The organism is Streptomyces sp. MspMP-M5 (assembly GCF_000373585.1).
Taxonomy (GTDB): domain Bacteria; phylum Actinomycetota; class Actinomycetes; order Streptomycetales; family Streptomycetaceae; genus Streptomyces.
In genome coordinates this window covers 87,758-95,468 of sequence record NZ_KB891894.1, presented here as the reverse complement: position 1 = coordinate 95,468, position 7,711 = coordinate 87,758, and the positions used below count along the sequence as shown (strand labels likewise).

General features: G+C 71.7%; 7 protein-coding genes. 5 read left to right on the top strand and 2 right to left on the bottom strand.

From position 1 onward, the window contains the following. The coding region (locus B073_RS0119285) for a cbb3-type cytochrome c oxidase subunit I (protein WP_199788170.1) at nt 1-504 on the bottom strand (504 nt) is incomplete at its 3' end. Nucleotides 505-631: 127 nt separating this feature from the next. On the opposite strand from B073_RS0119285, the gene B073_RS0119280 reads away from it, so the two are divergent. The 5 genes from B073_RS0119280 to B073_RS0119255 all read left to right on the top strand — a co-directional run bounded on the left by B073_RS0119280 (nt 632) and on the right by B073_RS0119255 (nt 5,394). After that, nucleotides 632-1,171 carry an RNA polymerase sigma factor gene (locus B073_RS0119280; RefSeq protein ID WP_018539725.1) on the top strand — a complete coding sequence of 180 codons (540 nt, stop codon included), beginning with the start codon at nt 632-634 and terminating at the stop codon, nt 1,169-1,171. Beyond that, entirely contained in the window at nt 1,164-2,186 is a 1,023-nt protein-coding gene (locus B073_RS0119275) for a CU044_5270 family protein (RefSeq protein WP_018539724.1), read from the top strand. The genes B073_RS0119280 and B073_RS0119275 overlap by 8 nt, the downstream gene beginning before the upstream one ends. A gap of 410 nt (nt 2,187-2,596) precedes the next feature. Further along, the gene (gene proP / locus B073_RS0119265) at nt 2,597-4,072 is read left to right on the top strand and encodes a glycine betaine/L-proline transporter ProP (protein WP_018539722.1); all 1,476 of its coding nucleotides are present in this window, start codon (nt 2,597-2,599) and stop codon (nt 4,070-4,072) included. 267 nt (nt 4,073-4,339) lie between these two features. Continuing rightward, nucleotides 4,340-4,663, top strand: a complete 324-nt coding sequence (locus tag B073_RS0119260; RefSeq protein ID WP_018539721.1) for an antibiotic biosynthesis monooxygenase family protein — start codon at nt 4,340-4,342, stop codon at nt 4,661-4,663. A 98-nt stretch (nt 4,664-4,761) separates the two neighbouring features. After that, nucleotides 4,762-5,394: a GNAT family N-acetyltransferase gene (locus B073_RS0119255; RefSeq protein ID WP_018539720.1), complete on the top strand. Its 633-nt coding sequence runs from the start codon at nt 4,762-4,764 to the stop codon at nt 5,392-5,394. Here the strand turns inward: B073_RS0119255 and B073_RS40400 are convergent. Then, on the bottom strand, nt 5,384-7,474 hold the full coding sequence (locus B073_RS40400; protein WP_018539719.1) for an MDR family MFS transporter: 2,091 nt from the start codon (nt 7,472-7,474) through the stop codon (nt 5,384-5,386). The genes B073_RS0119255 and B073_RS40400 overlap by 11 nt on opposite strands. Nucleotides 7,475-7,711: the final 237 nt, after the last annotated feature.

Here is a 7,711-nt window from a genome sequence, read left to right as displayed (position 1 = left end):
GCCGATTCCCGGGGAATGGACGGCGTCGGAGAGCGGCACATAGCCGAACCAGCCGAAATCGGCCGCTCCTTGAGGCGTGAGGAAGCCCCCCACCGCGATCAGCGAACCGAAAAGATAGAGCCAATAGGCGAGCATGTTCAAACGCGGGAACGCCACGTCCGGCGCGCCGATCTGCAGCGGCATGATCCAGTTGGCGAAACCGGCGAACAGCGGCGTCGCGAACATCAGCAGCATGATCGTGCCGTGCATCGTGAATGCCTGGTTGAACTGCTCGTTCGACAGCAGCTGGTGGCCGGGCCGGGCCAGCTCGGCACGCATGAGAAGCGCCAGCAGCCCGCCGACGCAGAAGAACGCGAAGGCGGTCACCAGATAGAGCGTGCCGATGGTCTTGTGGTCGGTGGTCGTCAGCCACGTCAGCGGGTTCCGGCGCGTCGCGGGATGTGCCACGGCGGCCCGCGACACACCGGATCGGGCCGTCGGCGAGGGAGTTGCGGGGAGCTTCATGCCCCGTAGGTGTCCGCCTCCCGGCGCATCGTCACCGGTGACCGGCGCGAAACGGGCTGCCGGGAGGGTGGGATGAGTCACGAGTGCGGGGTGTGACGATCGGGGCGATGCCGGACACAGGGGTTTCATGAGCACGGACGACGCCTTCGCCGCGGCCTACCGCGCGCACTACTGGGCGGTCAGCCGCTTCGTGGCGCGGCGGCTGGACGCCCCGGCACACGAGGTCGAGGAGGTGGTGGCCGACGTCTTCTCCATAGCGTGGCGGCGGCGCGCCGAACTCCCCGACGCGCCGCTGCCCTGGCTGTACGGGGTGGCCCGGAACTGCCTGGCCAACACGGTGCGCGGGATGGGCCGCTACCGGCGGCTGCTGCACCGGCTCGGCAATCACGAGGCGGCGCACGGCCGGCAGACCGTGGAGAGCCCGGACGCCGAGCGGCCCGGCGCCTGGGTGCACGCGGCCCTGGGCCGGCTGTCCGCCGCCGACCAGGAGGTCCTGCGGCTGACCGCCTGGGAGGAACTGACCGTCGAGGAGCTGGCGGTGGCCCTCGGATGCGGCCGGAGCGCGGCGGCCATGCGGCTGCACCGGGCCCGGCGCCGCCTGCGCGCGGAGATCGACCGCACCCGGACCCCCGTGTCCGTACGAGGAGGAGGCGACGGCCATGAGTGACGAACTGGAGCTGCTGCGGGCGGCCGACCCGGTGCCGGCCAGTGAAGGGCGCTGGCGGGACCGCCCGTTGGACGCCACCGCCGAGCGCGCCCTGAACCGCCTGCTGCACAGCGACCGCACCCGGCGGGCCCGTCGCCGTCTGGTGCTGCGCGCCGAGGCGGCGGTGCTGGCGCTGGTCGCGGTGCTCGCCTTCACGCTCACCGATGCCGGCAGCAGCCCGGCGGTCGCGGCACCGTCCGCGCTCGTGCCGCGCGTGGTCGGCGCCGAACCCTCCTTGGGCGGGCTGGCCCGCCTCGCGGAGGCCCGGGCCCGGACGGCCGGCCCGCAGGACGGGCCGCGGCGCGGCAGCCATCTGCAGAGCTGGAGCCTGTCCGTGGGGACCGGTCCGGACGCGGCGTCCCCGGTGACCGTTCCCGAGGAGCGCATCACCCGGTGGAACCCCGACGGCAGCGGCTCCGAACTGGTGGTGGCCACCGACCCGCGCCATCCGGGACGGCCGGTCGTCCACGACGACGGCGGCCGCTGGCGGACCGTCAGCGACGGCAGGGTGCTGCACCGTGCGACCTATCCGGCGGGCTCGGGCGGACAGTACGGCGGGCTCGCCGCCCGTACGAAGCCGCCCACCGACCCGAAGGCGTTGCGCGCGCTGCTCGTCTCCCGTTATGGCGCGGCGGCCGGCGACGACGCGGCGACCGTGCCGCAACTACTGACGGCGCTCTCCTCGTTCCGCCAGGAGTGGACGCCGGGGCCGCGGGAGACGGCGGCGATCGTGCGGATGCTGGCGGACACCAGGGGCCTGCGGCCGGCCGGCGCGGTCACCGACCGACTGGGCCGCCGCGGGCAGGCGTTCGTGCACGACGGGCCCGACGGCACCCTTGACGCCACCCGCCAGATGGTGATCCTCGATCCGCGCACCGGCCAACTCCTCGGCACGGAGATCACCTTCACCAAGGCCGTGCCCGACTTCCGGATCAGCGCGGGCGAGGTGCTGTCCTACGAGGCGTGGATGCCGTGAGGCATCGGCCGCGACATGTGCACCGGCGCGCCGCCCGAGTGGCGGGGTCCGGGCCGATGGCCGATCCTGGAGGGACGCGACGATCCCTCGGCGCGGCGGTGTGCGACGCACCGCCGCGCCGTTTCCGTATGCGAACGAACACGCACCGGGCGGCGCGCGTCACGTGACGCGGGCCACAATCCGCCCCCGGTTGCGGCCGATCCCCGCGAGATGGATCACAAGCCCGCCTCTCCGAAAAAAGTTCGCGGACGCATGTTTACCCAGCGAGGAGGGGGTAGGCGGGCAACTGTGCAGTCAACTGCACACTGTCCGTGATGACCCGGTCTGCCCGTATGGTCGTCCTTTGCCCCTCCACGCCATGGCGGGGCAAGTCCTTGTAGTCGTCCCAGAGAGCGCAGGCGAGCGAACACGTGCCGACGCAGTCCCCCCTCGCACCCGGGTCCCGTACGGGCGTCGCCGGAAGCGCCGGCGCCACCACCGAGCCGCGGCGGGCGGCCCCGCAGACACCGGACGAGGTCACGGTCGTCGACCCCGCGATGGTCAAGCGCGCGGTATCGGCGGCCGCCCTCGGCAACGCGATGGAGTGGTTCGACTTCGGCGTCTACAGCTACCTCGCGGTCACCCTCGGCCATGTCTTCTTCCCGTCCGGGAACCCGACCGCGCAGCTGCTCTCGACCTTCGGCGCGTTCGCCGCGGCCTTCCTGGTGCGCCCCCTCGGCGGCATGTTCTTCGGCCCGCTCGGCGACCGCGTCGGCCGCCAGAAGGTCCTCGCCATCACCATGATCATGATGGCCGCGGGCACCTTCGCCATCGGCCTGATCCCCTCGTACGCCGCGATCGGGGTCGGCGCGCCCATCCTGCTGCTGGCCGCCCGCCTCGTACAGGGCTTCTCCACCGGCGGTGAGTACGGCGGCGCCTCGACCTTCATCGCCGAGTACGCGCCCGACAAGAAGCGCGGATTCCTGGGCAGCTGGCTGGAGTTCGGCACCCTCGCCGGCTACGTCGGCGGCGCCGGCCTGGTCACCCTGATGACCGCGCTGCTGTCCACCGAGGACCTCCACTCGTGGGGCTGGCGGATCCCGTTCCTGATCGCCGGTCCGATGGGCATCATCGGCCTCTACCTGCGGCTCCGCCTCGAAGAGACCCCGGCCTTCGCCCAGATGGAGAAGGAGGCGCACGCCCGCGAGAAGGAGCGGCGCGCGGCCGAGAAGCGGATCGGCATCCGCGAGATGATCTTCGGTCAGTGGCGGACGATGCTGCTCTGCGTCGGCCTGGTCCTGGTCTTCAACGTCACGGACTACATGCTGCTGTCGTACATGCCGAGCTACCTCACCTCGGAGCTGAAGTACGACGAGACGCACGGGCTGCTGGTCGTGCTCGGCGTGATGGTCGCGATGATGTGCGTGCAGCCCTTCGTGGGCCGGCTGTCCGACCGCTTCGGCCGCCGCCCGGTCATCGGCGCCGGCTGCGTGGGCTTCCTGGTGCTGTCCGTCCCCGCGCTGCTGCTGATCCGGCAGGGTTCGCTGGCTGCCATCGCCGTGGGCATGGGCGCGCTCGGCCTGTTGCTGGTGTGCTTCACCGCCGCGATGCCCTCGACGCTGCCCGCGCTCTTCCCGACCAAGGTGCGCTACGGCTCGCTGTCGATCGGCTTCAACATCTCGGTGTCGCTCTTCGGCGGCACCACGCCGCTGGTGGTCACGGCCCTGATCGGCGCGACCGGCAACAAGATGATGCCCGCCTACTACATGATGGCGGCGGCCGTGATCGGCGGCATCGCCGTCCTGCTGATGTCGGAGAGCGCCCGCAAGCCGCTGCCCGGCTCCCCGCCGGCGGTGGAGACCGAGGCCGAGGCCCGTCAACTGGCGGCCGCCGGCACGGCGCGCTGAGCCGCCGCTACACACCACGACCCACACACGGCCGGCCGCCGAGCCCCCTTGGGGCAGGCGGCCGGCCGTCGTCGTACGGGGCGTTGGGAGCGTTGGCGTTGTTGCCGTTGACGCTGTCGCCTTTGCCGTTGTTGCCTTTGCCGTTGACGACCGTTGGCACCGGGGCCGTCCTCACGGCGTTTTGACCGGGTGGTGTAGGAGACTGCAGACATCCGGATGAGGTGATGACGCCGATTCGGCGTCCGTTCGATCGAGGAGAGGTGCCCTGTGGCCAGCGTGGTGAAGATCAATGTGCTGACCGTCCCTGCGGAGCAGCGTGAGGTGTTGGAAAAGCGGTTCGCTTCACGTGCCGGAACGGTCGACTCCGCAGACGGCTTCGAGTGGTTCGAGCTGCTGCGCCCCGTGGAGGGCACCGACCAGTACCTCGTCTACACGCGGTGGCGCGACGAGGAGTCGTTCCAGGCGTGGATGGAGGGGCCGATGAAGGCCGCGCACCAGCAGGGTGGTGAGGGCGGCGAGCGGCCGAAGCCCGCCGCGAGCGGTTCGACGCTGTGGTCCTTCGAGGTGGTGCAGCAGGCTGCGCCCAAGTAGGGCTGATTTGCGGGCGTGCACGTCCGTGTGGGAGGGGGCGGCAGCTGTCCGTCCGTGGTGGCGGGTGCGGGGCCCCGGTGGTGTCGGAGAATGCCGCCATGAGTGACGCCGCCGTCCCGTCCTGGACGATCGCCGCCGAGCCGGTCGACGCGCCGGTGGCGCGGGCCCTGTTCCGCGCGTACTACACCGAGGTCGCCGACCGCTATTACACGCTGCACGAGGGGCGCCGCGCGACGCCGGAGGAGATCGGCCGGGGCGTGGCCGAGTACACGGGCGAGGGGCTGCGGCCGCCGCGCGGGGTGCTGCTGGTGGCCCGGCACGGCGGCGAGCCGGCGGGCTGCGCCGGGGCCCGGCTGCTGGACGCCCGTACCGCCGAGCTGAAGCAGGTGTTCGTCCGGCCCGGCAAACGCGGTCTGGGCATCGCGAGCGGGCTGCTGCGGGCGGCGGAGGCGGCCGCGGTGCGGCTGGGTGCCGAGCGGATCCGGCTTGACACCCGGCTGGATCTGACCGAGGCCATCGCGCTGTACCGGCGGCGTGGTTACGTCGAGATCGCCCCGTACCACTTCGGTGATCCGTATGCGGAGATCTTCTTCGAAAAGCGGCTGGCCCCACCGCAACGGGAGCTGCCCGCTCCGCAGCAGGAGCTGACCACTCCGCAACAGCGGCTGACCCCACCGCAACAGGGGGCCGGGGCCGGCGGAGACGGGGCGGAGGCGGCGGTCACTTGGTGAGGTCGGGGGGCCGGGGCGGGCGCGGTGTGGTGCGGGCCGCGGTGCGCGGCACCGGCTGGCGAACGTCGCCGTCGTACGGCTCCTCCCCGTCCGAGCCGCACAGCTCCGCCGACAACTCCTGGACGAGTTCGGTGAGATCGGTGGGCCGGTCCGCGGTCCACCAGTCGCCGAGCAGCTGCGCCAGCGACTCCTGGCGCGCCGCCGCGAGCCGTTCCGCGGCCTCCCGCCCGCGGTCGGTGAGCAGCAGCATCAGCCCCTCGCGCTGCGCCAGCCCGCGTTCCTCGATCTGCCGGACGCCCTCGGTGATCACGCCGAGCGGCACCCGGATGCGTTCCACCAGCAGCCCCGGCTCCACCGAACCGCAGCGCTGGATGCGCAACACCAGCCAGCTGGCGGCCGGTTTGAGGTCCAGGCCGGCGCGGGCGGTGATCTTCTCGTAGATGTCCTTGCGGCCCTCGATGCTGCCCAGTTTGGAGAGCGCGCGGGCGACCTCCTCACGGGAGGACCGCTCGACGGGGTTGGAACAGAGGACCTCGCTGGTGTCGGGGGCGGTGACGCTGCCGCGCAGCGGCTCCTCCCTGAGGAACCAGGCCAGGACGAAGGCGACGAGGACGACCGGGACGGCGTAGAGGAAGACGTCGGTGATGGAGGTGGAGTACGCGCCGAGGACGCCGGCGGCCTGCGCGGGCGGCAGCTTGCCGATCGTCCGCGGGTCCTGGGCGATCGCCGACGGCGAGACGCCGGGCGGCAGTGTCGCGCCGGAGAGGGCGTCGGCGACCCGCGGGCCGAGCCGGCCCGCGAAGATCGTGCCGAAGAGGGAGACGCCGAACGAGGCGCCGATGGAGCGGAAGAAGGTGGCGCCCGAGGTGGCCACCCCGAGGTCCTCGTAGGGCACGGCGTTCTGCACGATGAGGACGAGGACCTGCATGACCAGGCCGAGCCCGAAGCCGAAGACGAAGAAGTAGGTGCTCATCAGGGCGACGCCGCTGGACGGGTCGAGCTGGTGCAGGAGCAGCAGGCCGAGGGTGACCACCGCGGTGCCGGCGATGGGGAAGACCTTGTAGTGGCCGGTGCGGGAGACGATCTGCCCGGAGGCGGTCGAGGAGAGCAGCATGCCGAACACCATCGGCAGCATGTGCACACCGGACATGGTCGGCGAGATCCGCTGGACGACCTGAAGGAACGTCGGCAGGTACGTCATCGAGCCGAACATCGCGAAGCCGATGACGAAGCCGATGACCGCGCAGAGCGTGAAGGTGCGCAGGGTGAACAGGCGCAGCGGGATGACGGGTTCGGCGGCCCGTCGCTCCACGTGGACGAACGCGGCGAGCAGCACCACGCCGAGCCCCGCGAGCAGCGCGGTCTGCCAGGAGGCCCACGGGTAGCTGACGCCGCCGAGCGAGGTCATCAGGACCAGGCAGGCGGCGACCGCGGCGATCAGCGCGGTGCCCAGGTAGTCGATGCGGTGCGGGGTGCGGCGGACCGGTATGTGCAGCGCGGCCGCGATGACGGCGAGCGCGACGGCGCCGATGGGGACGTTGATGTAGAAGACCCAGCGCCAGCTGAGGTGGTCCACGAACAGCCCGCCGAGCAACGGCCCGAGGACGCTGGTGCCGCCGAACACGGCGCCGAACAGCCCCTGGTACTTGCCGCGTTCGCGGGGCGGCACGATGTCGCCGACGATCGCCATCGACAGCACGATCAGGCCGCCGCCGCCCAGCCCCTGGAGCGCCCGGAAACCGATCAACTCGCCCATGTTCTGCGCGAGGCCGCAGAGCACCGAACCGATCAGGAAGATCACGATGGCCGTCTGGAAGAGCTTCTTGCGGCCGTACTGGTCGCCGAGTTTGCCCCACAGGGGCGTCGCGGCCGTGGACGCCAGCAGATAGGCGGTGACCACCCAGGAGAGGTGATCGAGGCCGCCGAGATCGCTGACGATGGTGGGCAGCGCGGTGGCGACGATGGTCTGGTCGAGTGCCGCGATGAGCAAGCCGAGCAGCAGCGCGCCGATCGAGACGAGGACCGTCCGCCGGGACCGGTCCTCGCCGGCGACGGCGGGAGCGCCGGTGTGCTGCGCCATGAGCGTCGTCTCCCTCGTGTCCGGCGTGGTCTTTCGTTGGGGCGGGTCATTCCTTGGGCGTGGACTTTTCTTAGGGCCGCGGACGTCGCTTTGGGGCGCGGGCGTCGGCACTTGGGGTGGGCGTCGGCGCGTACGACCGCGTCCGGTCGGTTTCCCGGCCCTCCGGGCTTCTTTCCATCGTGGGCGGTTCCACCCGATATGGCCCGCTGAAGGGGACGGGCGAGGGTGGGGGCGTCA